24 protein-coding genes are annotated in these 23228 nt (G+C 67.8%); 16 read left to right on the top strand and 8 right to left on the bottom strand.

All coding sequences use genetic code 11. The features are described from left to right. Positions 1–139: 139 nt before the first annotated feature. Complete coding sequence (locus MJ603_RS02975; protein WP_243062168.1) at positions 140–490, bottom strand: hypothetical protein; 351 nt, start codon at positions 488–490, stop codon at positions 140–142. Between the two features lie 43 nt (positions 491–533). On the opposite strand from MJ603_RS02975, the gene MJ603_RS02970 reads away from it, so the two are divergent. Further along, positions 534–1043, top strand: a complete 510-nt coding sequence (locus MJ603_RS02970) for a TetR/AcrR family transcriptional regulator (RefSeq protein WP_243062167.1) — start codon at positions 534–536, stop codon at positions 1041–1043. 47 nt (positions 1044–1090) lie between these two features. Next, positions 1091–1669: a TetR/AcrR family transcriptional regulator gene (locus MJ603_RS02965; protein ID WP_243062166.1), complete on the top strand. Its 579-nt coding sequence runs from the start codon at positions 1091–1093 to the stop codon at positions 1667–1669. A 53-nt stretch (positions 1670–1722) separates the two neighbouring features. Here the strand turns inward: MJ603_RS02965 and MJ603_RS02960 are convergent, their stop codons facing one another. Beyond that, the gene (locus MJ603_RS02960) at positions 1723–2976 is read right to left on the bottom strand and encodes an MFS transporter (protein ID WP_243062165.1); all 1254 of its coding nucleotides are present in this window, start codon (positions 2974–2976) and stop codon (positions 1723–1725) included. A 217-nt stretch (positions 2977–3193) separates the two neighbouring features. Here MJ603_RS02960 and MJ603_RS02955 point away from each other — a divergent pair, with 217 nt between their 5' ends. From MJ603_RS02955 to MJ603_RS02940, 4 genes are all read left to right on the top strand, one after another. Next, positions 3194–4507, top strand: coding sequence for an ion channel protein (locus tag MJ603_RS02955; protein WP_243062164.1), 1314 nt, complete (start codon positions 3194–3196; stop codon positions 4505–4507). A 296-nt stretch (positions 4508–4803) separates the two neighbouring features. Beyond that, positions 4804–5265: an SRPBCC domain-containing protein gene (locus tag MJ603_RS02950; RefSeq protein ID WP_243062163.1), complete on the top strand. Its 462-nt coding sequence runs from the start codon at positions 4804–4806 to the stop codon at positions 5263–5265. Then, complete coding sequence (locus MJ603_RS02945) at positions 5262–5603, top strand: helix-turn-helix domain-containing protein (RefSeq protein ID WP_243062162.1); 342 nt, start codon at positions 5262–5264, stop codon at positions 5601–5603. Before MJ603_RS02950 ends, MJ603_RS02945 begins: the two co-directional genes overlap by 4 nt. Positions 5604–5701: 98 nt before the next feature. Beyond that, a complete protein-coding gene (locus MJ603_RS02940) occupies positions 5702–6148 on the top strand; it encodes an SRPBCC domain-containing protein (RefSeq protein WP_243062161.1) in 447 nt (148 codons plus the stop codon). A gap of 92 nt (positions 6149–6240) precedes the next feature. Here the strand turns inward: MJ603_RS02940 and MJ603_RS02935 are convergent, their stop codons facing one another. Beyond that, positions 6241–8355, bottom strand: a complete 2115-nt coding sequence (locus tag MJ603_RS02935) for an acyl-CoA dehydrogenase (RefSeq protein ID WP_243062160.1) — start codon at positions 8353–8355, stop codon at positions 6241–6243. A gap of 215 nt (positions 8356–8570) precedes the next feature. After that, positions 8571–9563 (bottom strand): DUF4436 family protein, encoded by a 993-nt coding sequence (locus MJ603_RS02930; RefSeq protein WP_243062159.1) that lies wholly within the window; start codon positions 9561–9563, stop codon positions 8571–8573. Between the two features lie 54 nt (positions 9564–9617). Here MJ603_RS02930 and MJ603_RS02925 point away from each other — a divergent pair, with 54 nt between their 5' ends. The 3 genes from MJ603_RS02925 to MJ603_RS02915 all read left to right on the top strand — a co-directional run bounded on the left by MJ603_RS02925 (position 9618) and on the right by MJ603_RS02915 (position 11713). Beyond that, positions 9618–10172, top strand: coding sequence for a DUF1697 domain-containing protein (locus MJ603_RS02925; RefSeq protein ID WP_243062158.1), 555 nt, complete (start codon positions 9618–9620; stop codon positions 10170–10172). Next, positions 10169–10759, top strand: coding sequence for a YdeI family protein (locus tag MJ603_RS02920; RefSeq protein ID WP_243062157.1), 591 nt, complete (start codon positions 10169–10171; stop codon positions 10757–10759). Before MJ603_RS02925 ends, MJ603_RS02920 begins: the two co-directional genes overlap by 4 nt. Positions 10760–10888: 129 nt before the next feature. Continuing rightward, positions 10889–11713, top strand: a complete 825-nt coding sequence (locus MJ603_RS02915; protein ID WP_243062156.1) for a hydrolase — start codon at positions 10889–10891, stop codon at positions 11711–11713. A gap of 6 nt (positions 11714–11719) precedes the next feature. On the opposite strand, the gene MJ603_RS02910 is transcribed toward MJ603_RS02915, so the two are convergent. Further along, positions 11720–13627: a RecQ family ATP-dependent DNA helicase gene (locus MJ603_RS02910; RefSeq protein WP_243062715.1), complete on the bottom strand. Its 1908-nt coding sequence runs from the start codon at positions 13625–13627 to the stop codon at positions 11720–11722. 387 nt (positions 13628–14014) lie between these two features. Here MJ603_RS02910 and MJ603_RS02905 point away from each other — a divergent pair, with 387 nt between their 5' ends. The 5 genes from MJ603_RS02905 (at position 14015) to MJ603_RS02885 (ending at position 17944) form a co-directional block, all read left to right on the top strand. After that, complete coding sequence (locus tag MJ603_RS02905) at positions 14015–14617, top strand: hypothetical protein (RefSeq protein WP_243062155.1); 603 nt, start codon at positions 14015–14017, stop codon at positions 14615–14617. Between the two features lie 170 nt (positions 14618–14787). Further along, on the top strand, positions 14788–15573 hold the full coding sequence (locus MJ603_RS02900; protein ID WP_243062154.1) for a YcnI family protein: 786 nt from the start codon (positions 14788–14790) through the stop codon (positions 15571–15573). Further along, positions 15573–16202 carry a copper resistance CopC family protein gene (locus tag MJ603_RS02895; protein ID WP_243062153.1) on the top strand — a complete coding sequence of 210 codons (630 nt, stop codon included), beginning with the start codon at positions 15573–15575 and terminating at the stop codon, positions 16200–16202. The genes MJ603_RS02900 and MJ603_RS02895 overlap by 1 nt, the downstream gene beginning before the upstream one ends. Positions 16203–16288: 86 nt before the next feature. Next, positions 16289–17233 carry a DUF1254 domain-containing protein gene (locus MJ603_RS02890; protein ID WP_243062152.1) on the top strand — a complete coding sequence of 315 codons (945 nt, stop codon included), beginning with the start codon at positions 16289–16291 and terminating at the stop codon, positions 17231–17233. Between the two features lie 24 nt (positions 17234–17257). Then, positions 17258–17944, top strand: coding sequence for an SDR family oxidoreductase (locus tag MJ603_RS02885; RefSeq protein WP_243062151.1), 687 nt, complete (start codon positions 17258–17260; stop codon positions 17942–17944). A gap of 21 nt (positions 17945–17965) precedes the next feature. On the opposite strand, the gene MJ603_RS02880 is transcribed toward MJ603_RS02885, so the two are convergent. Next, positions 17966–18523, bottom strand: coding sequence for an ATP-binding protein (locus tag MJ603_RS02880; RefSeq protein WP_243062150.1), 558 nt, complete (start codon positions 18521–18523; stop codon positions 17966–17968). Positions 18524–18618: 95 nt separating this feature from the next. Between MJ603_RS02880 and MJ603_RS02875 the strand changes: the two genes are divergently transcribed. After that, positions 18619–20499 carry an MFS transporter gene (locus MJ603_RS02875; protein ID WP_243062149.1) on the top strand — a complete coding sequence of 627 codons (1881 nt, stop codon included), beginning with the start codon at positions 18619–18621 and terminating at the stop codon, positions 20497–20499. 9 nt (positions 20500–20508) lie between these two features. Further along, positions 20509–20997, top strand: a complete 489-nt coding sequence (locus MJ603_RS02870) for a MarR family winged helix-turn-helix transcriptional regulator (RefSeq protein WP_243062148.1) — start codon at positions 20509–20511, stop codon at positions 20995–20997. Between the two features lie 37 nt (positions 20998–21034). On the opposite strand, the gene MJ603_RS02865 is transcribed toward MJ603_RS02870, so the two are convergent. Beyond that, positions 21035–22132 carry an ABC transporter ATP-binding protein gene (locus MJ603_RS02865; protein WP_243062147.1) on the bottom strand — a complete coding sequence of 366 codons (1098 nt, stop codon included), beginning with the start codon at positions 22130–22132 and terminating at the stop codon, positions 21035–21037. Then, entirely contained in the window at positions 22129–23226 is a 1098-nt protein-coding gene (locus tag MJ603_RS02860) for an ABC transporter permease (RefSeq protein WP_243062146.1), read from the bottom strand. Before MJ603_RS02860 ends, MJ603_RS02865 begins: the two co-directional genes overlap by 4 nt. Positions 23227–23228: the final 2 nt, after the last annotated feature.

The raw sequence follows: 23228 nt of genomic DNA, 5'->3' as shown, positions 1-23228 counted from the left end.
GGTGCTGCAGTGCGACCCTGCGCCGCGAACGCACGACGAATCGTCCGTGCGGTGAGGGCTGAGCTACACACTCTATTGGCGCGAGCGTCCAGCGGCATCCTCCCTGCGACGGATGCCGCCCCTCCTCCCGGCCGCCCGACTACCAGCCGACCGACTTGGCCGCGCCGACGAATCCGATGATCCAGCACGCCAGGCTCAGCACGAGCGCGCCGAGGCCGACCCACCACGACGTCTGTCGCTCCACGATGCGGACGATCCCCCACACGAGTCCGGTGAGCAGCAGGAAGATCGACGCGACGCCCGCGACGATCAGGGAGAGGAACGCACCCTGAGCGCTACACGACTCGGGAGGGCAGTAGTCGATGAACGCCAGGCCGAACAGCGCGACGAATGCCGCCACTCCGATCAGCCCGACGGACAGCACCCACATCACGATCGAGACGATGATGTCCCACACGATCAGCGGAGGCTTCTCGGCGGGCAGGGTCACACCCGCGAGCCTACCGTTCTGTCTACTGTGGGATCCCTGGCAGATGCCGGGAACTCCGGCTGGGGCTGGTAGCTCCGGCTACTGCACCCCACGCGGCTCGATCTACTTCCACTTCCCGGGCGGAAAGGACCAGCTGGTCACCGAAGCGGTGCAGCTCGCAGGGGAACGGTCGCTCGCGCTGATCAAGAGCTTTCGCGGCAAGAGTGCGCGCGGTGTGGCATCCGCCTATCTGGATGCCTGGCGCGAGGTGCTCACGCGCTCGGACCTCTCGGCCGGATGCGCCGCCCTCGCCGTCACCGTCGCGACGGACTCGCCGGAGCTGCTCGAGACGACATCCGCCGTGTTCCGTACATGGCGCACGGAGCTGGCCGCCGCTCTGAAGCAAGGCGGACTGAAGCGCACGGATGCCACTGGCTTCGCCGCCGTGCTCGTCGCTGCCGCAGAGGGCGCCGTCGCGCTCAGCCGTGCGGAGCGAAGCCTCGAGCCCTTCGACGCCGTTCGGCGCCAGCTGCTGGCTCAGGCGACGGCCTTGACGAAAGCGGGCCGACGCTGAGTACGAGCATCCACTCTTTGAACAGGTCTGTCTGATAGTATGCCCGCATGATCACGCGAGAGAAGGGTCCATCGCCACGCGAGCGCCTGCTCGCCGCGGCCGATGACCTGTTCTATTCCGAGGGCATCCACACCGTCGGCATCGACCGCATCATCGAGAAGGCGGGCGTGGCCAAAGGGTCGCTGTACTACAACTTCGACGGCAAGGAAGATCTGGTACGCGAGTACCTGCTGGGCAGGCAGGAGCGCTCGGCTGCTCTGATCGGGAGTGCGATCGCCGCGGTCGAGGATCCGAAGGCGAGGATCCTCGCCGTCTTCGACGTGCTCGGCACGAGGTTCCACCATTCCGACTACAAGGGCTGCGCGTTCTCACGCGCGGTCGCAGAGGCGCAGCCGGGCAGCGCCGAGGTGCAGGAGGCCGACAGCTACCGGGTATGGGTGCACGAGTTGTTCGGCCGACTCGCCTCCGCGCTTCCCATCACGGATGCCGCCGGCCTGGCCGACCGCCTCGTCGTACTGTACGACGGTGCTCGCATGGGCTTCCAGATGGACCGTCGACCCGAAGTCGCAAGCATCGCGCGCGACCTCGCATCCGATGTGGTCGACGCCGCGCTCGCAGCCGACTGAGCGCACTCTGCGGTCCACCGCGACCCTCGCGGGATGGGGCGGCGCGCCGGGCGTCAGCCCAGCACTGCCCGTTCGCGGCGCGCCATGGTGGCTTCGGCGACCGTGCCAACAGCGGCGACGGCGAAGATGACGACCGCGTAAGCGATGCTCGTACCGAGCAGACCGAGCGGCGCGATGAGCAGGCCGCCGATGATCGCAGGAAGCCCGAACGCCAGGTACGCCGCGACGTAGATGGCGGCGAACAACCCGGCCCTTTCGTGCGGCTGAGCAAGAGGAGCCATCGCGCGCAGCGCCCCGGAGAACGAGGCGCCGAACCCGACACCGCCGATGATCCCGCCTCCGACGAACAACGGCAATGAGCCGCCCCAGATGCCACCGATGATCACGGCCGTGCCGACCAGTACAGCGACGCCACCGATGAGAACGGTACGTCGGGCGGTCAGCCCCCCGAGCAGGAATCCGGTGATCGCGGCGGCGGCCGGCGCAGCGAAGGCGGTGACACCGTCGACGGCGCCGCTGTCGATGTGGAACACGTCGGCCACGATCGTCGGGCCGAGTCCCATGAAGAGAGAGGCGAACATCCAGGCGCCCACGATTCCCGGCGCGGCAGCCGCGAATTCACGGCGAGCCTGCCGCGGCACCGCAACACGCGGCACGAGAGCGCTCAGCGCACCCGACTGAGGGCTCGATGTCTCTGGCGAGAGCAGCGCGATCACCAGACCGAGCACCGCCACGATCGCCAGCACCGTGAACACGATCGCGTCGGCGTCCGTGCTCCACTGCACCACGATTCCGGCGAAGAGTGCGCCGAGTCCGAGCCCACTCGCCGCCGCCGTACCCACGATGATCGATCCGAGCCGCTTGAACCGTTCAGGCGCGAGCTCGACGACGGATGCCGTGAACGCGCTCGTCGCGGCACCGGTCGCGATGCCCTGCAAGGCGCGTGCACCGATGACCCATCCGATGTTCGGCGCGAACACGAACGCGATCATCGCCACCACCTGCACCGCCAGCGCCACGGCGATGACAGGACGGCGCCCGACGTGATCCGAGAGCTTGCCAACGACGAGGAGCGATGCGATGAGCGCGAATGCGTAGGTGGCGAAGGCAACCGTCAGCGCCCACGCCGGAAAGCCCCAGTGCTGTTGCAGCAGAAAGAGGATCGGCGTCGGCGCACCCGCGGCGAGGTAGAGGCCGGCAAAGGCGAACGATGTGCCTGCGAACGCGATGCCGCGGGGCAGTGCGAGCCGACGCAGCCCGATGTCGACTACGGCGGTCGGTGCGGTTGCGGGTGCGTCTGTCGTCATGGTGCCTTCTTTCGCCGGAATGGGCATCCGCTCTCTTGAACCGATCTGTCCAAAGATTAGACCAGTCTGTTCAAAGATGCAAAGGGAGGCTCACCCGGTCGAGACCATCTCCGGCGAGCGGGCCCATGACGCGACGACCGGTCGCATACGGTGTGTCGCATCCGGATGAGTGTCGCCCGACGCGCGGCGACGACCGGGCGTTGACGAGGGGGCAGCCGTGGCCGACACAGGGGTGACCGGGCACGCGGGGGCGGCGGATGCCGGACCGAGCGTGCGCATGCTGCTCGCGCTGTCGATACCGGCAATCCTCATCGGCGTCGTCTCCGCAGCGGTGTTGTGGTTGCTCGACCTGCTCTCCGGATGGCTGCAGACCGCCGTCTGGGACGACCTGCCGCACGCCATCGGGATCGGAGCCGGCACCGACAACCCCTGGTGGATTCTCACGGTTCTGACCGTCGCAGGCTTCGCGGTCGGGCTCGTGCTCTGGCTGATGCCAGGGCATGGTGGACCCGACACAGCGACGACCGGGCTCGATTCGCCGCCGCCGCCGCTGAAGACGCTTCCGGGCATCGCGGTCGTGGTGCTGATCGGGCTGGCCGGCGGCGTGAGCCTCGGGCCGGAGAACCCGATCATCGCTATCAACTCCGCGCTGGCGGTTGCGGCGGCTGCGCGCTTCGCCACGAAGGTGCCGCCGGCATTGGTCATGCTGCTCGCGTCGTCGGCCACGATCGGCGCCCTGTTCGGCACGCCGGTCGCTGCAGCCCTGGTGCTCACGGGGACTGTCGCGGCGATCAAAGGCGGCGGGTCACTGTGGGACAAGCTGTTCCTCCCGGTGGCGGCAGCGGCAGCGGGATCGTTGACGATGCACCTGCTGGGCGGTCAGTCGCTGGCCTTCCACGTCGCGCCGTACGGCTCGCCGCGAGCGATCGACTTCGTCACGGGCGTCCTGGTCGCCGCGTTGTCGGCGGGGATCGGCATCGCGGCCGCATTCGCCTTCCCTTACCTGCACTCGGGATTCCACGCCCTGCGGAATCCGTTGCTTTTCGCGACGTTCGGTGGGGTGCTGCTCGGACTGCTCGGCATCATCGGCGGACCGATGACTCTGTTCAAAGGGCTGGAGCAGACCGGCGAGCTCATCTCGAACCCCGGCAAGTACTCCGCAGGAACGCTCGCGGTGTTCGCCATCGTCAAGGTCGTCGCGCTGCTCGTGGCGGCGAGCGCCGGGTTCCGCGGCGGACGCGTCTTTCCTGCGGTGTTCATCGGCGTGGCGATCGGCCTCTTCGGTCACGCCGTGATTCCCGGGATGCCGCTCGGACTCGCGATCGCGTGCGGAGCGATGGGCATCGTGATGGTCGAGACCCGCGACGGATGGATCGCGCTGTTCCTCGGCGTCGCCCTCACCGGCGACCTCACGCTGCTGCCCATGCTCTGCGTGATCACGCTGCCGACCTGGCTGCTGATCACGAAGGCGCCGCCGTTTGAGATCACACCGAAGAGCGGGCTGACGGCTCCGCCCGCGAAGCTGGCATAGCCGCAGCCCGCAGCCCCTCCCACTCGCAATCCACCACTCCCGCCCGCTCAGGTGTCACATACGGTCGCGAATGTCGCGCCGAGACGACCACATTCGACAGCGGAGAAGGCGACACGGAGGTCGGCGCGGCGCAGACCCATCCGCTCCGCTGTCACGTGTGGTCGGTGCGGCGCAGCGATGGCGATCATGTGTGACAGCGCAATGACGCCGCGCACACGCGCAACTATGAGTTGCGCTTTGAGGGCGACGACTGTATCGTGATGCGCAACCGAACATTGCGTATTGAAGGAGACGACGTGGAGTACGGCAGCATCGAGCGCGAGATCTACGTGGATGCCTCACCCGAGATCGTTTTCGAGGTCGTGAGCCGACCCGAGCATCTGCGTGAGTGGTGGCCGGACGATGCGGATCTCGACCCCGTTCCTGGCGGCACCGGCGAACTGCGATGGGGTGAGCACGGCGGTGAACCCATGGTCGTTCCGATGACCGTCGTCGAAGCCGACTCGCCGCGCAAGTTCTCGTTCCGCTGGGCGTATCCCCTCGGCACGCAGCCCGAACGTGGCAACTCATTCCTCGTCACCTTCGAACTCACGCCAGCTGGCGACGGCACAACCGTGCGCATGACCGAGGTCGGGTTCCGTGAGCAGGGATGGGAAGTCGCCGTGCTCGAGTCCGCCTATCTCGACCACGTGGCCGGCTGGGACCGCTTCATCCCGCAACTGGCCGCGTACGCACCGAGAGTGGTCGCAGCGCCATGAGTGCGACGAGCGTCGACGACGAGCTGTGGTCCGCGATCGGCGACCCGACGAGGCGGCGGATGCTCGACATGCTGCTCGCCGGGGGGGCCGGCACAGCCACAACACTCAGCGCCCAATTGCCGATCACGCGCCAGGCGGTCGCCAAACACCTGGTCGTGCTCGACGCTGTCGGTCTCGTTCACGGTACGAGCGTTGGCCGTGAGCGACACTTCGAGGTCGACCGCGCCCAGCTCGCCAAGGCGGCGGCGCAACTCGAGGCGGTCGGCGCCGCATGGGATGCCCGCCTCGGGCGTATCAAGCGCATCGCCGAAAGCATCCAGCGCCAGCGGAACGCCTGACCCGGCAGACCTAGCGCGACACAACACCCACCCGCCGCCCGAGTGCGGCACGCGGGGCGCGCGAGCGCGCCCGCACGAGATGAAAAGGAGAAACACCGATGGTCGACATCATTCACCGCGTCGGGGCGCGACCGTCCTCGCGCGACGCCGCCTACGCGGCACTCACCACCCTCGACGGCCTGAGCGGCTGGTGGACCCGGGACACGACTGGCGAGCCCGATCGCGTCGGCGGCGTCGTCGCCTTCCGGTTCCTCCAGGGCGGCTTCGACATGAAGGTGCTCGAACTGCTGCCAGGCGAACGCGTGCTCTGGGAGGTCGTGGACGGGCCGGCCGAGTGGATGGGTACGACGGTCGCCTTCGACCTGCACGACTCGGAGGACTTCACGATCGTGCTCTTCGCCCATCGCGGTTGGCGTGAAGAGGTCGAGTTCATGAACCACTGCAGCACCAAGTGGGCGACCTTCCTGGTCAGCCTCAAGCAGTTGCTCGAGACCGGGGTGGGCGCGCCCGCTCCGGACGATCTGCAGATCAGCGACTGGCACTGAACCGGCTCATCCCTCGCAAGGGCGGGTCGAGGCGCGGGTCTCGATACGCGACCGCTGCGCGGGCGCTACTCGACCAGCGGGGGCGGGAGGGGCTACCTCTTCTTCTTGGTGAGGGTCTTCTCGTCGATCGGGGCGGTTCCGGATGCCCGCTGCTGGCGGAAGTATTCCCTCGCCTCGTTCTGACGCTCCGCCTCGACACCGCTGGAGATCTTCGCGCGCAGGTGCTCCTGCTCGAAGCCGAAGGCATCCACGAGGCTCTGTGCCTGCGGACGCAGCCGCGCGACGAGTCGGTCGATGTACGCCGTGACCGCCTGTGCCCGCTGGGGCGAAAGCCGGCCGTGGATGATGTGCCAGGCGACGTGCTTCTCGATCAGGCCCAGCCCGAAGAGGTCTCGCAGCCAGGTGAGCACCTGCTTGGTGCCGGCATCCTGAACCGTCTCAAGGGCCTCGGTGAACGCCTCCCATTGCAGCAACTCGCCGTGGGCGCGCGCCGCCTCGATCAGCTCGTTCTGCTGCGAGTTGAAGAGGTCGGCCGCCTTCTCCTTCGGTAGCTTGTTCGCGTTGCGCAGCCGCGTGGCGACCTCGGAGATCATCGTCTCCACGCGATCGGTGAGCAGCTCTCGCTGCACCTCGGGGTCACGAAGTTGTCCGACCGATCGCGCCGTCGAGCCGAAGTCGGCGACCGTCTGAGCCAGACGGCGCAGACCGCTGCCGTGGTAGGCGCGATCGGCGGCCTGCCCGACGACGTAGCGGGTGAGGGCGCCGGCATCCGCCTTGGCGAACTTCTTCGAGTAGTCGGTCAGCAGGCGCTTGGCGACGAGCTGGAGCAGCACGTTGTTGTCACCCTCGAAGGTGACGTACACGTCGAGGTCGGCGCGAAGGCTGGTCATGCGGTTCTCGACGAGGAAGCCGGCACCGCCGCACGCCTCCCGCGCCTCTTGCAGTGTGTCGAGCGCGTGCCAGGTCGACAGCGGCTTGAGCGCGGCGGCGAGGGTCTCGAGGTCTTGACGGTCGTCATCCGAGTCCGCTTTTCCGCTGAAGACCTCGTCGAACTTCACCAGCAGCTTGTCGTGTGCGAACACCTGAGCGTACGTGGTGGCGAGACGCGGGATGAGGCGACGCTGGTGGCGCTGGTAGTCGAGCAGCACCTCTTCGTCGGTATCGCTGCCCGCCGTGAACTGGCGGCGCTGGTTGCCGTAGGTGATCGCAATCGTCAGGCCCATCGCCGCACCGAGCGTCGATGCGCCGTCGAGCGACACACGGCCCTGGACGAGCGTGCCGAGCATGGTGAAGAAACGACGGCCGGGGCTCGCGATGCTGCTCGTGTAGGTGCCGTCTTCAGCGACGTCGCCGTAGCGGTTCAGCAGGTTGTCGCGCGGGATGCGCACATCGGCGAAGTGCAGGCGTCCGTTGTCGATGCCGTTCAGGCCCCCCTTCAGGCCGTCGTCTTCACCGCCGATGCCCGGCAAGAACTCGCCGGTCGCGGCGTCGCGGATCGGCACGTAGAAGCAGTGCACGCCGTGGTTGACGCCGTTCGTGATCAGCTGCGCGAAGAGCGTGCAGGCGATGCCGTCCTTCGCCGCGTTGCCGAGGTAGTCCTTCCACGCGCCGCGGAACGGCGTATCGATGACGAACTCCTGAGTCTCGGGATCGTACGTGGCGGTCGTCGCGATCGAGGCGACATCCGAACCGTGTCCCGTCTCGGTCATGGCGAACGCGCCGGGAACCTCGAGGCTCATGATGCCCGGCAGGTACTTCTCGTGGTGCTTCTCGGTGCCGAGATGCAGCACTGCCGCGCCGAACAGTCCCCACTGCACGCCGCTCTTGATCTGCAGCGACGGGTCTGCTGTGACCAGTTCCTCGAATCCGGCGATGTTGCCGCCGTGGTCGTCGCCGCCGCCGACCGTCTTCGGGAACGCGCGATGCACCTGACCGTTGGCGACGAGCAGCTTCAGTTGGCCGAAAACGCGTGCGCGGTGTTCGTCGAGGGTCAGCCCCTCGATGCGCTGAAGGTCGGGGTTCTTGGCGAACTCGCGGGCGGCGATGCGGATGTCCGCCCACGTGCCCATCAACCTGCGGCCGAGCTCGGCGACATCCACCGTCGCGGGCGGTGCATCGACGTCGATCGGCCCCGTCTGTGCTGTGTAGTCGGAGCGCTGCGGACGCGTGGTGCGCTCGGTCGCGGGCTTCGAAGCGGTGTCAACCATCGCAAGGCCTTCTTCCGTGGGTCGTGTCGGGGATGCTGCGCGCGGCGGATGCTGTGCTGCAGCGGTCGCGACGGATGCGGGCACGGCGAAGCCGGCTGCCGACATCCGTTTCTTCACGGTAGGTCGGCATGCTGTGAGCGGCCAGTTCGCCGTGCGGATGCGACAAACGTGGTTCGAGACGCTCGCCGGATGCCTGTGGAATTGCGCAACGAAGCTCAGGGAGCTGGGTGAGGCCTCGACCAGCGGGCCCAGGCCGCCACGTAGATCGTGAGGCCGGCGATGAGGCCGACGACGACCCAGAGCACCACCGTGAAGTCGATCCATGAGCCGATCGGCGGGGAGCCAGGAAGGAACGTGCGCAGCGGAATCGTTGCGAAGAGCATGGCGCCCATCCAGCCCATGAAGGAGGGTTCGAGCTTGCGCCTGCCGCGGAATGCGGTGATCGCGACGAAGAGCACGAGACACGGCATGGTCACGAGCAGAGCCAGAAGCACGAAGGCGAACGCGATCGTGCTGCCGGAGCGCACGGCCGACAGCTCGACCCGCTGCGAGACGGCGATCGCTTCCCCGAGCGTCTGCGGAGCCTCGGCGACCGGCTTGCCGCGCCCCGCGACGTCGACGCTCCATCCGGGAACCTCCCCTTTGAACCAGACGGAGGTGGGAATCGGCCGCGAGACGCCGTCGGTGGTGACGTACGCCAGCACCAGCATGTGGTCCGCGTGATACCTGTCGAACGGCCAGTTCTCGATCTCACCGCCGGTCAGCACGCTGACCTCCTTCGTCTCCGGCGCGGAGCGCGCCGGGAAGGTGATGACCTGGCTGCCCTGAACCGGAGCGACGATGACGTGGATGTCGGTCGCGACGGAGAACTTGTCGCCCGAGTAGAGGGCGTCGGACGCGTCGATCGTGACGCTCATGTCCGCACGCTGGTGTGCGGCATCCACGCTCTCGACGGTGAGCACGACTGTGACGCCGCCAGACTCCGGCTCCGGCTCCGTAGGCCCGAGGGATGTCACCCGGCCGCTCAGCGCATAGAGCGTGACCACCGCGGCGTAGACCACGACGAACGCGGCGATCAGCACCAGAAGCAATCGAGGCACCCGGCGACGGCTGGCGACGCTCGGCCCGGCAAGCGCAGAGCTCTTCACGTCGTTCATCGCGTCGCCACCCGCGCCATCGTCAACGCGATCCCCTGCGCCGTCCCCCACGCGTGAGAGCCTACGGCTCACGCTGCGTCGGTGGGCGCTGCCATGCTGGATGCCATGACTCGCTTCATCGCGCTGCTCCGCGGCGTCAATGTCGGCGGCCGCACGATCAAGTCCGCGGAGCTGAGCGACGTGTTCCGGTCGCTCGGGTACGACGGCGTGAAGACGGTGCTTGCGAGCGGCAACGTGGTGTTCGATGCGGAGGGCGAGGCATCCGCTCGCCGTGCCGACATCGAGAAGGCCCTGAGCGACCGCTTCGGCTATGACGCGCGGGCACATGTGCTCGCGACGGATGCCCTGGCATCCGTGATCGACGCCTACCCGTTCGCCGCACGCGAAGGCTGGCATCGCTACGTCGTGTTCTTCATCGGTGCGACGCCGGGCGGGCCGGAAACGCAGCGCACCGCCGAACTCGATTCCGTCGCCCGCGATGTGCTCGACCTCACGCTGGACCCCGAGTTGGAGCAGGCGGCCGACGGCGGCTCGGTCGTCTACTGGGCCGTCGAGCGCGGTCGCACCCTCGACAGCGTCGTCGGCAAACGCCTCGGCACGGCCCGCGGCAAGACGCTCACGACCAACCGCAACCTCAACACGTTGGAGAAGCTGCTGTGAGCCCTGCTTCGGAACGTCCCGTTCTGCGTGTGGCCGATGCGGATGCCTGGCGCGCATGGCTCGAAGCGAACCACACGTCGAGCCCCGGGGTGCAGCTCGCTCTCGCAAAGGGCATAGCGGAGGGCATCCGTTACGCGGAAGCCCTGGACGAGGCGCTCTGCTTCGGCTGGATCGACGGCCGCAAACAGGGCCTCAGCGACACCGAGTGGCTGCAGACCTTCACGCCGCGCACCGCGAAGAGCATCTGGTCGCAGCGCAACCGGGAGCACATTGATCGGCTCGAGCGCTCGGGCCGACTGACCGACCGCGGCAGACTCGAGGTGGACCGCGCCAAGGCGGACGGACGATGGGATGCCGCCTACGCCGGCTCGCGCACCATCGAGGTGCCCGACGATCTGGCGGCGGCGTTGGCGTCGAGCCCGGAGGCATCCGCGATGTTCGCGACGCTGACGAGCCAGAACCGGTTCGCCATTCTGTTCCGAATCGGCAACGTGAAGCGCGCGGAGACACGGGCACGCAAGATCACGGAGTACGTGGCGATGCTGGAGCGCGGCGAGACGATTTACCCGCAATTGAGACGAGAGTGATGAGAGCTTGCTCTCATCACCGAGCCGATTGCAGCGGGTTGAGCGGCGCCAGCCGCGATCATCCACAGAAGCTGCGCTGAGCTGGCCGCCGGTCTGGTCGCGGGCGACGCCCTTCGCTAGCTTCGTGTCATGACTCTCTGGATCTGCGCCACCTGCGGCGTCGAGCACCCCGACACCCCCCAACCGCCCACCGAATGCGTGATCTGCAGCGACGAACGCCAGTGGGTGCCGCGCTCAGGCCAGTCGTGGACGACCGCCGATGAGCTGCGGTCGCGAGGCATCCAGATCTCGCTCGACGAGATCGAGCCGGGGCTGATCGCCGTCACGAGCAAGCCCGAGGTGGGCATCGGGCAGCAGTCCATGCTCGCGGCGACCGCAGCGGGCAACGTGCTCTTCGACCCGATCGGCTATGTCGACGCGGATGCCGCGGCTCGCGTGCTCGAGCACGGCCCCGTGCTCGGCATCGTCGCCAGCCACCCGCACATGTACGGAGCGCAGGTGTCGTGGTCGCGGGCACTGGGCGACGCCCCGGTGTACGTCAACGCGGCCGACGTCGAGTGGGTGCGCAGGCCGGATGCGAGCATCCAGCCGTTCAGCGGATCCCTCGACGTCGCCCCCGGACTCGCCCTCCACACGCTCGGCGGGCACTTCCCAGGGAGCACGGCACTGCTCTGGGACGCCGGCGCAGATGGCAAGGGCGTGCTGTTCGCGGGGGACGGGATCTTCCCGAACCCGAACGGCACATCCGTATCCTTCATGCGCAGTTACCCCAACCTGCTGCCGCTGTCTGCTGCGGTCGTCGAACGAGTGGCGTCGCGGGCGTTGGCGCTGCGTTTCGATCGGCTCTACAACAACTTCGGGCGGAGCGTCCCCTCGGATGCTCACGCGATCGTGCGCGCGTCGGCCGACCGGTACATCGAGTGGGTGCGCGGCGACCACGACGACCTGACGTAGTCGCCGCTACTCGGCTAGCGCCGCGGGCGAGGCGGCCACCACCGCGAGGAGCTGCTCGCCGTAGGTCTCGAGCTTCTTCGCGCCGACGCCGGAGATCTGCGCGAGTTCGTCGAGGGTGCCGGGACGCGAGGCCGCGACGCCACGCAGCGTGGCATCACCGAAGACGATGTACGCGGGCACGCCCTGTTCCTTGGCCTGCTCGGCGCGCCAGGTGCGGAGTGCTTCGAACAGCGGATGCGCGGCATCCGGCAGCTCCGCGATGCTCGCTTTCGACGCCCGCGAGCGAGACGCCTTCTCGGGTCGATCCGCCTGCTGTCGCAGCAGCACGGTGTGCGATCCGCTCAGCACGTCGGCGCTCGCCGGCGTGATGGTCAACGTTCCGTACCCGTCGTCGTTCACGGCGAGCAGCCCCTGCGCGAGCAGCTGCCGCACGACTCCGCGCCACTGCTGGTCGCTCAGGTCGTCTCCGATGCCCCAGGTGCTCAGCCCGTCGTGACCGTACTGGTCGACCCGAGGCGTGCGCTTCCCACGCAGGATGTCGACGAGGTGGCCTGCCCCGAAGCGCTGGTTGCGCTCGCGCTTCAACCGCACGACAGTGCTCAGCAGCTTCTGAGCGGGGACGGTGCCGTCCCACGTCTGCGGTGGGTTGAGGCAGGTGTCGCAGTTGCCGCACGGCTCCGACGCCTGCCCGAAGTACTGCAGCAGGTTCTGTCGCCTGCAGTGCGCGGTCTCGCAGAGCGCGAGCATGGCATCCAGGTGCGCTGACATGCGTCGGCGGTGAGCCAGATCGCCTGGCGACTGCTCGATCATGCGTCGCTGCTGCACCACGTCTTGCAGGCCGTACGCGAGCCACGCGACCGCCGGCTCACCGTCACGGCCGGCGCGGCCGGTCTCCTGGTAGTAGCCCTCGACCGACTTGGGCAGGTCGATGTGCGCGACGAAGCGCACGTCGGGTTTGTCGATGCCCATGCCGAAAGCGATCGTCGCGACAATGACGACTCCGTCGTCGCGCAGGAAGCGGGACTGCGTGCGGGCGCGGGTGCCGGCATCCAATCCGGCGTGGTACGGCATGGCGTCGATGCCCTGCTTCTTCAGGTGCTCGGCGGTCTGCTCGACCGTCTTGCGACTCAGCGCGTAGACGATGCCCGAGGCGGGGGTGTCGATCGCGGACTGCCCTTCGAGGCGTCCCGAGTGTGCGGAGGACCCTTCGACGCGCTGCGCTCGCTCAGGGTTCTGGGAGTGGATGAAGTCGACGAGCTGCCTTCGCACCTCGTTCTTCTCCACGATGCGGTACTGGATGTTCGGGCGATCGAAGCTCGAGACGAAGTGCTTGGCGCTCTGCAGGCGGAGCCGCTCGGTGATCTCCTTGTGAGTCGCGTCGGTGGCCGTTGCGGTGAGCGCGATGCGCGGCACGTCGGGCCAGCGCTCCGCGAGCTCGGAGAGCGCGAGGTAATCCGGCCGGAAATCGTGACCCCACTGCGACACGCAGTGCGCTTCGTCGATCGCGAAGAGCGCGATGCGCCCGCGCCCGAGCAGCTGTTTCGTCTGTTCGGACGACAATCGCTCCGGTGCCACGTATAAGAGGTCGAGCTCGCCGCGCAGGTAGGCGCGCTCGACGGATGCCCGCTCGCCGGCATCCTGCGTCGAGTTCAGGAACGCGGCACGAACGCCGACCGCCTTGAGCGCCTCGACCTGGTCGTGCATCAGCGCGATGAGCGGCGAGATCACGATGCCCGTGCCGTCACGGATGATCGACGGCACCTGGTAGCAGAGGCTCTTGCCGCCGCCGGTGGGCATGAGCACGACGGCGTCGCCACCGTCGACCAAGCGGTCGATGATCTCGGCCTGCTCACCGCGGAACGCGTCGTAGCCCCACACGGTGTGCAGCACGTCGAGCGGATCGGCACCGATCATGCGGCGAACTGATGCCTGTTCCAGCCGTGCCTCGAACGCGTCGACGACGTCGTGTCGGCTGCCGACAGCCGACGTTGCGAATTCGGGGCCGTACTCGTCGTCAGGCGGGACGTAGTCATCGGGCGGCAGGTAGTCGTCCGGCGGGAGTGGATCGTCGGGCGGGACGAGGTCGTCCGGACCCCACGCGGCCCCGTCCAGCGGAACGGAGTCGAGGGGATCGGGGGTGCTCACCGGTCCAGGGTACGCGGGCCCGCCGACGCCTGACGCGCTCGGCCGCTCTCGGTGGATGACACGTTCTCCACAGGGCGATGGTGGGGAAGAGCGGCCGCGCCGGGCGGGCATGGTGTCGACTAGCCTGGAAGGCATCCCACTCCATCGAGGACCGGCATGACATCACGCGGCATCCGCACGGCGCGAGGCATCGCGGCCGCGGGCTTCGCCGTCTTCGTCGCCGCACTCTTCCATGATGCGGCGGGAGGCGGACTGCCCTCGCCGTTCGCGGTCGCGCTGGCGCTTGCCTTCGCTGCGCCGCTCTGCATCGCGCTGGCCGGACGCCGCATCGCGTTGTGGCGGCAGGCAGCATCCGTCGGCGTCAGCCAGCTGTTGCTGCACCTGCTGTTCGGGCTCGGAGGCGACTCCACGGGCACCACGCTGAGCGTGCCGGCGGGGCACCTGCATGCCGGCATGCAGATCGGCGTCACGGGCGGGCACGTCGTCGCCATGCATGACGACACGGCACCGATGCTCCTTGCCCACGTCGCCGCTGCGGTCGTGACCATCGCCGCCCTGCGTCACGGCGAACGCGCCATCGCCGCGCTTGCGAACTTCACCGTTCTGCTGGTCACCGCCATCACGAGGCTGGTCGTCACTCCGGTGCCGGTCGTCGTGCGGATGCCCGTGCAGACCCGCCCCCTCACCCTTCGTGCACCTGCGCTGGTGCTCGGCTCGCTTCGCCACCGCGGCCCGCCGGTCCTCTCACCCGCGATCTGATCGCCCGCATCCCACGCCGCACGCCACGTTCTGGCAGAACGTCTCGACGAGACGACAGACAGTGGTGCGTCTGCGACATGCGATGACGTGCGGATGGCCGCGCGCTCGAGCAGAGAAGACATCAGATTCTCTCGCGCTTTATATGCGCGAGCAGGCATACGAAGAGAGCCATGAAGATCAAGAAGAGCATCACCGCCGTCGGCGCCGCCGCGCTGGCGGCAGCAGCACTCGCGCTGGCCGCGCCGCTTGCCGCGAGCGCGCACGTGCGCGTCGACCCGGATCAGGCGTCCGCCGGCAGCTACGCCGTGCTGACGTTCCGTGTTCCGACCGAGTCCGCAACGGCGGGCACGGTCAAGCTGGAGGTCGACTTCTCGACCACCACGCCGTTCACGTCCGTCTCGTACCAGCCTGTTGCGGGTTGGTCGGCGGTCGTGACCACCTCGAAGCTGGCGAAGCCCGTGAAGATCTCGGGCGCCACTGTGACCGAGGCGCCGACCAAGATCGTCTGGACGGCCGATCCAGGCGTGCAGATCGAGCCGGGACAGTTCCAGCAGTTCAGCGTCTCGGCCGGGATCGTGCCCGACACCGACAAGGTCGAGATGCCGGCCACGCAGACCTACTCGGACGGCACCGTCGTGAAATGGGATCAGCCGACACCCGCGTCGGGCGATGAGCCGGAGCATCCCGCGCCCACGCTCTACATCAATGAGGCACCGCCCGGGGATGCGTCGCCGACGATCGTGAGCAGCTCGCCCGCCGCCGCCGCGACGACGAGTTCGGCCTCGACCTCGACAGACGCCGCCGCTCTCGGCCTCGGCATCGCCGGCATCGCGCTCGGTGCGATCGCGCTTGTCGTAGCCGTGCTCGCGTTCACCCGCCGGCCGCGCGTCGCCGCGCAGCCTGCGGCATCCGCCGACAGCGCACGCAGCTCCGACTCCACCTCGGAGGACGTGTGATGCGACGCGTTCGCCTTGCCGCACTCGCCACGGTCGCCGCCATTGCGGCGGCCGTGGCGGTCGGCGCCCTCACGGCCGAGCCGGCGAGCGCGCACGACTACCTCGTCGACAGCTCGCCGAAGGCCGGGTCGGTGCAGACCACGCCGATCGACAAGGTTCGGCTGACGTTCGACGACGTCGTGCTCAACCTGTCGAAGACGGGGCCGTCGGCTCTGTTGCAGGTGACCGGCCCCGGCTCGAAACACTTCGAGACCGGATGCCCGACCATCAGCGATCGCGTTGTGAGCGTTCCGGTCTCGATGGGAGGTGCCGGCGAGTACCGGGCGACCTGGCAGATCGTCTCGGCCGACGGCCACGTCGTCTCGGACTCGATCACCTTCACCTACAAACCGCCGGCAGGTACGAAGGCCGCGGCCGGGACATCCGTCAGTCCGTGCAAGGGAGCCGGCGCCACTGCGACGCCGACCGCCGGTGCGGGCACGGCGCAGGGGACCGTGAACTCGAGCGCAATCGTGATCGTGACCGTCATCGCCGCTGCGATCGTCGTGCTGGCTCTGATCGCTGTGCTCGTGATCGTGCTGACCCGCCGTCGCAGCAGCGACGAGGACGGCGGCGACGACGACGACTGAGGATCATGCGATTCGCCCTCCCGGGGTGACGGGAGCCCACGTCCCGAGTCCTAGCGTTGGACCCACCGTTGCCAACTGGGGGGCATATGCCGGACACGACAGTCAACGTCGACAACTTCACGCGAGCCGAGACGGATGCGATGTTCACCGGCATCCTGAAGCTCACCGGCGGCATCAACGGATTCCATCACGACCGCGAGCTCGGCTCGCTCGACAATCAGACCGTGATCCGCCAGAACCGGGACACGCTCTACTCCGCCGCGATCGTCGACATCTCGGAGGGCGCGTCGCTCACCATCCCGGACTTCGGCGACAGGTACCTCACGGTCATGCTCATCAACAGGGACCACTACATCAATCGGGTGCTGCGCGAACCCGGCACGTTCACCCTCACGCCGGACGAGCTCGGCTCCGACTACATCGCTCTGGCCGCGCGCATCCTGTTCGATCCGAACGATCCGGACGACATCGCCCAGGTGCACGCCCTGCAAGACGGACTGATTCTGGATGCCGCCGCCGCTCGTCCATTCGAGCCCGCGCCGTTCGACCTCGCCAGCCACATGAGCACCCGCGACGCCATCCTGGCCCTGGCGAGGGGCCTCCATGGTTTCGATCGCGCCTTCGGCCGGCGAGAAGCTGTGGATGCCGTACATCATCTTCTCGGTACGGCCGCCGGCTGGGGTGGGCTGCCCGATGACGAGGCCCAGTACATCTCGATCTTCCCCACGAACCCGGAGGGGAAGCACGCTCTCACGCTCCGCGACGTGCCTGCTGACGCGTTCTATTCGGTAAGCGTGTACAACGGCGACGGCTACTTCGATCAGCACGTGCCAGGGGCGACGAACGTGAACAGTGTCTTCGGTGTGCTGAACGACGACGGCTCGCTGACGGTGCGCCTCGGCGAATTCGACGAGGCGCTGCCGAACAGGCTCGCCACACCGCCCGGGTGGAACCTGCTCATCCGGCTCTACCGACCCCGGCTTGACGAAGCACAGAATTGGGTTGCTCCCGAGCTCGAGCCGGTTCCCTGACGAAGCCGCGCCCATACTGGGGGGATGCCAACGCATCTTCTGACCGGCGCATCCTCCGGTATCGGCGCGGCCATCGCCCGAGTCCTGCACGACCGCGGCCACCACCTCGTGCTGCTCGCCCGCAGCACCCAACGCGCCGAGCAGTTGGCCGGCACGTATGCGGGCGCAAGCACACTGGTCGGCGACCTCGAGGCGCCGGAGACGCTCGAGACATCCGTCGGGGCACGCATGCCCGACCACCTCGACTCGCTGCTCCACGTCGCCGGAGTGGTCGACCTCGGCCCGGTGTCCGAGCTGAGTGCGCAGGTATGGCGCCGCACCCTCACCGTCAACCTGGCAGCTCCCGCCGAGCTGACCCGGCTCGCGCTGCCCGGGCTGCGTGCCGCGCGCGGCCGGGTCGTCTTCGTCAATTCGGGTGCTGGGCTGAATGCGTCGCCGGACTGGAGCGCTTACGCGGCCAGCAAGTTCGGACTCCGCGCTCTGGCGGATTCGTTGCGCGCCGAGGAGCGCGACAGTGGAGTGCGTGTGACGAGCGTGTACCCGGGACGCACCGCGACTCCCATGCAGCAAAGGGTGCATGAGCAGGAGGGCACGGCATACGACGCGGACGATTGGATTCGCGCCGAGTCCGTCGCGACGGCCGTGCTGACCGCTCTGGATCTGCCGCGCGACGCCGATCTCACGGACATCAGGGTGCGTCCCGGCAGGTGACCGGAGCCGGGTCGGTCGTCATCAGTCGGCGCGCTTGACGACCCCTGCCAGGGCCTCGAGCTCGGCCAGCCTCGCCTGCGGGCTTCCCGTCACCTCTGCGACCACAAGGCGACTGCCAACCAGGTCCGGATCGTCGATGAGTTCGAGGAGCACGCCGTTCATGGTCAGTCGCAGGGCAGGGTCTTCGTCCGCGTCGACATAGATGGAATCGCTCTCGGTCAACGGCACGACGGCGAGCAGGTCGACCCGGCGTAGCGCCTCCGCTGTCAGCGCGGTTCCACGCTCGATCAGGTCGTCGCGGACATCCCGTCCGGTCAATTCCGCCAGCGCGAGAATGTACGCCAGGAAGTCGATCGGGCCGCGCTCGGCGATGAAATGCTCACCATGCTCGCCACTGACGAGGCGCTCCGCCGAGATGCGGAGCTGCCGGGCGAACATCGACGTGCTCGGGGCGTCCCACGCCTCGTCCATGAGCTCGAACGGGTCGGGGAGCACGGCGAACTCGGGATGACGCAGGGCGAAGTCCGAGACCAAGGTGCTCTTTCCACTGGCGTGGGTGCCTGACACGACGATGCGCATTGCACGAGGGTAGCCCGACCCATCGCGAACGCACTCCCGCGCGTATAGTTACTTCACGTCAAGCAAGTAATTCTGTTGCAACGTCTTGGAGTTCTGTGACCGCCGCCACCACACCGCCGCCCCCTCGCGCACTTTTCACCAAAGACCACCCGCGCTACAAATGGGTCGCGCTGAGCAACACGACGCTCGGCATGCTGATGGCGACGATCAACGCCTCCATCGTCATCATCTCGCTGCCCGCCATCTTCAAGGGCATCGACCTGAACCCGCTCGGCGCGGGCAACGTGAGTTACCTGCTCTGGATGCTGATGGGCTACATGCTCGTCACCGCCGTTCTGGTCGTGACCTTCGGGCGCCTCGGCGACATGTTCGGCCGCGTGCGCATCTACAACCTGGGGTTCATCGTCTTCACGCTCGGATCCGTGGCGCTCGCCTTCGATCCGTTCACCAGCAGCGGCGGCGCGATGTGGCTGATCGCGTGGCGGTTCGTGCAGGGCATCGGCGGCGCCATGCTCTTCGCCAACTCGACAGCGATCTTGACGGATGCCTTCCCCTCGAACCGCCGCGGCATGGCGCTCGGCATCAACCAGGTCGCCGCGATCGCGGGAAGTTTCATCGGCCTGATCGTCGGCGGACTGCTCGCCGTCATCGACTGGCGCGCCGTCTTCTTCGTCAGCGTGCCGATCGGCATCATCGGCACGATCTGGTCGTACATCTCCCTCAAAGAGGTCGGAACGCGCAACCCTGGCAAGTTGGACTGGCCGGGAAACATCACGTTCGCCGTCGGCCTCTTCGCGCTGCTCACGGCGATCACGTACGGCATCCAGCCCTACGGCTCGAGCTCGACAGGCTGGGGCAATCCGTGGGTGATCGGCGGCATCGTCGGCGGCATCGTGCTGCTCGTCGTGTTCACGTTCATCGAGCTGCGCACCAAGGCGCCGATGTTCAACATGCGACTGTTCAGGATCCGAGCGTTCGCCATGGCGAACCTGGCCGGCCTCCTGGCATCCGTCGGCCGGGGCGGCCTGCAGTTCATGCTGATCATCTGGCTGCAGGGCATCTGGCTCCCGCTGCACGGCTTCAACTACGCGGACACGCCGCTCTGGGCCGGCATCTACATGCTGCCGATCACGATCGGGTTCCTGATCGCCGGACCGCTCTCCGGCACCCTTTCGGATCGCTTCGGCGCACGGATGTTCGCCACCGTCGGTCTGGTGATCGTTGCCGTCACCTTCGTGCTGCTGCTGGTCATCCCGGTGAACTTCGAATACTGGCAGTTCGCGATCATCACGGGCCTCTCCGGAATCGGATCCGGCATGTTCGGGGCGCCCAACCGCACCGCGATCATGAACAGCGTGCCCGCTAATCAGCGAGGAGCGGCATCCGGCATGGCGGGTACCGTGCAGAACGCCGGCACGTCCCTCTCGATCGGACTGTTCTTCTCGCTGCTCATCGCCGGCCTGGCCGCATCGCTGCCGAGCGCTCTCTACAACGGGCTGACGTCCCACGGCGTCCCGACGGCAGCAGCACAGAAGATCTCCGAACTGCCGCCAGTCGGCAGCGTTTTCGCCGCGTTCCTCGGCTACAACCCGATCCAGAGCCTGCTCGGCCCGACCGGCGTGCTCGACAAGCTGCCTGCGAAGGATGCCGCCGCGCTGACGGGCAAGGATTTCTTCCCGCAGTTGATCCAGCAGCCGTTCCACGACGGCCTGGTCGTGGTCTTCATCGCAGCAGCCATCATGTCGCTGATCGGGGCCGTCGCGTCGTTCAGCCGCGGCAAGAAGTACATGCACGTCGACACCGTTCCGACTCGTCTTCCTCACACCGGCGCGAAGCACGGCGGAGCATCCGATGCGAACACCCGCACCGCATCGACTCCCGGCGCCGTGACGGCAGCCGACGCCCCAACGGCTGCCGTCACGCATCCCTCGTCCACTGCGAAAGCGGCCGGGCGCCGCAGAGCTGCCGATCAGTAGGATCGACGGATGCCCAATTCGTCCGAGCCCGCCCCGCTCGATCGCGCCGAGACCGCCGCTCGACTCGCGGTGGCGATCGGACGCATCAACCGGCGCATCCGCCCGGTCGGCGAGGGCCTGACCCAGGCACAGCTCTCTGCACTCTCGAGCATCGTGCGCAAGGGGCCGCTGCGTCCAGGCGACCTCGGCCGCATCGAGTCGATCGCCGCGCCCAGCGCGACGCGCGTGATCGCCGAGCTGGAGTCGCGCGGGCTCGTCGATCGACACGCGGATCCGGTCGACGGACGCTCGTCGCTCGTCAGCGCGACCGCCGCAGGATCCGCCGCCGTGCGTAGCGCACGCATCGAACGCGCCGAGCGCATCTCGGTGCTGCTCGACGGACTGGACGACGACGAATTCGCCACGGTGACGGCTGCGCTCGACGCGCTCGAGATCACCGCCGTTCACGTGCCGGAGAAGACGATCGCCGCGGCGGAATCCGGCGCCGCATCGGTCTGAAGGGCAGCAGGTCCCGGCCGAGTGCGCGAGCGCTCGCCTACGCCCGCACCGCGAGCTCCGGCGGAACGGTGGCCTCCGCATCCTCCTCGAGCCAGCACGCGACGAGGCGTCCAGGTTCGGAGCCGCCCGCGGTCGGTTCGATGAGTGTCGGGATCTTCTCGCTGCAGATCGGCATCGCGTAGGGGCAGCGCGGGTGGTAGGGGCATCCGGTCGGCAGGTTCACCAGGTCGGGCGGCGACCCGGGGATTCCCGTCATCTCGCGCCTGGGACCACGCAGTGGGGGAAACGAGTTCAGAAGGCCACGAGTGTACGGATGTCTGGGCTGACGGTACATGCGCGACGCCGGTCCCTGCTCCACGATGTCGCCCGCATACATGATCGCGATGCGGTCGGCGATCTCGATGAGCAGCGACACGTCGTGCGTGATGAAGATGACCGAGAATCCGAGATTCTGGCGCAGGTCTACGATCTGCTCGATGATCTGCCGCTGCATCACCACGTCGAGGGCGGTCGTCGGTTCGTCCATGATGAGCACCCGAGGCTCGAGGGCGAGCGCCATCGCGATCATCACGCGCTGCCGCATGCCGCCGGAGAGCTGGTGCGGGAACGACGAGATGCGCCCTGGGTCGATTCCGACCATGTCGAGCAGTTCGCGAGCGCGATCCTGGCGTTCCGCCTTCGTCGTCTCCGGGCGATGCGCGGCGATGGCATCGGTGATCTGCCGCCCGATGCGGTGCACAGGGTTCAGCGAGTTCATCGCACCCTGGAAAACGATCGCCGTGTCCTGCCAGCGGCTGGCGCGCAGAGCGTCCTCCGGCTGGCGCAGGATGTCGACCGGCTCGCCGCCGTCCTCCGGATAGTAGAGCACCTCGCCGCTGGAGATCAGCCCCGGCGGCGGCAGCAGCCGGGTCGCGCCGTAGACGAGGGTCGACTTGCCGCAGCCGGACTCGCCTGCAAGCCCGAGCACCTCGCCTTCGCGGAGCGTGAGGCTCACGTTGCGCAGGGCGTGCACGCGGTCCTCGCCGTAGCCGTAGTCGACCGAAAGATTCTTGATCTCGAGCACCGGTCGGCCGGCGCCGGTGCCGCGCACGGACCCGCGGGTGCTGTCGGGAGCCTGGGTGGAAACGGTGTTCATCGGGATGCCTCCGGTGCATTGGCTGACGATGGTGTTGCTGGTACCGCAGGGACCGGCACTGCGGAGGGTGCAGGGCCGTGAGCCGTCGGAGCATCGCGCACCATGGCGGTGAACCCGATGCGCGGGCGGATGCCCGTCTTGCGCATCCTGCGCGCGCTGAGCCCCGCGAGTCGCAGGCGCGGATTCACGAACTCGTCGATGCCGAAGTTGATCAACGTGAGCGACATGCCGAGGATCGCGATCAGCAGACCGGCCGGCACGAACCACCACCATGCGCCGCGCGCGAGCGCGCCGTTGGCTTGGGCCCAGTAGAGCACCGTTCCCCAGCTCCAGTCGGTGACCGATGTGACGCCGATGAACGCGAGCGTGGTCTGCGTCAGCACCGCGAACGTCACCGTGCTGATGAAGCTCGAGGCGATGATCGCCGTGAGGTTCGGCAGCGTCTCGAACCACACGATGCGCCACGTCGATTCGCCGTTGGCCCTCGAGGCCTCGATGAAGTCCCGACCGCGCAGCGAGAGCGTCTGAGCACGCAGGATGCGCGCGCCCCATGCCCATCCTGTGACGGCCAGCACGAACGCGATCAGCAGGTTGCCTGCGTTGGGCAACGCACCGGCGACGATCACGATCAGCGGCAGGGCAGGGATCACCAGGAAGATGTTCGACAGCGCGGAGAGGATCTCGTCCGCCGCCCCGCCGAGGAATCCGGCGCTCACGCCGATCAGCACGGCGAGCGCGGTCGCCAGCACGCCGGCGAGCACTCCGACGATCATGACGCCCTGCGTGCCGACCAGTAGCTGCGACAGGATGTCCCGCCCGAGGTGATCTGTGCCGAGCCAGTGCTGCGGACCGGGTGGCAGCAGCAGATCGTTCGTGATCGCGCTGGGATCGTACGGCGCGATCCACGGACCGATGATCGCCAGGATCACGAAGACGCCGAAGATCACGAGGCCCGTGATGGACTTCGCGTTGCGCAGGGACGCGAAGCGCTTGCGGTGACGCTTGCCGCCTGCAGAGGTGGCGGTCGGAGTCGGCTGCGACGTGACATCCGTTCCGATGATCTCTGCGTCGTTGACGATCGGAGCATTCGACATTC

Source organism: Humibacter sp. RRB41 (assembly GCF_022761015.1).
GTDB lineage: Bacteria > Actinomycetota > Actinomycetes > Actinomycetales > Microbacteriaceae > Humibacter.
Note: the sequence above shows the minus strand (reverse complement) of the source record. Positions and strands in the feature narration are given on the sequence as shown.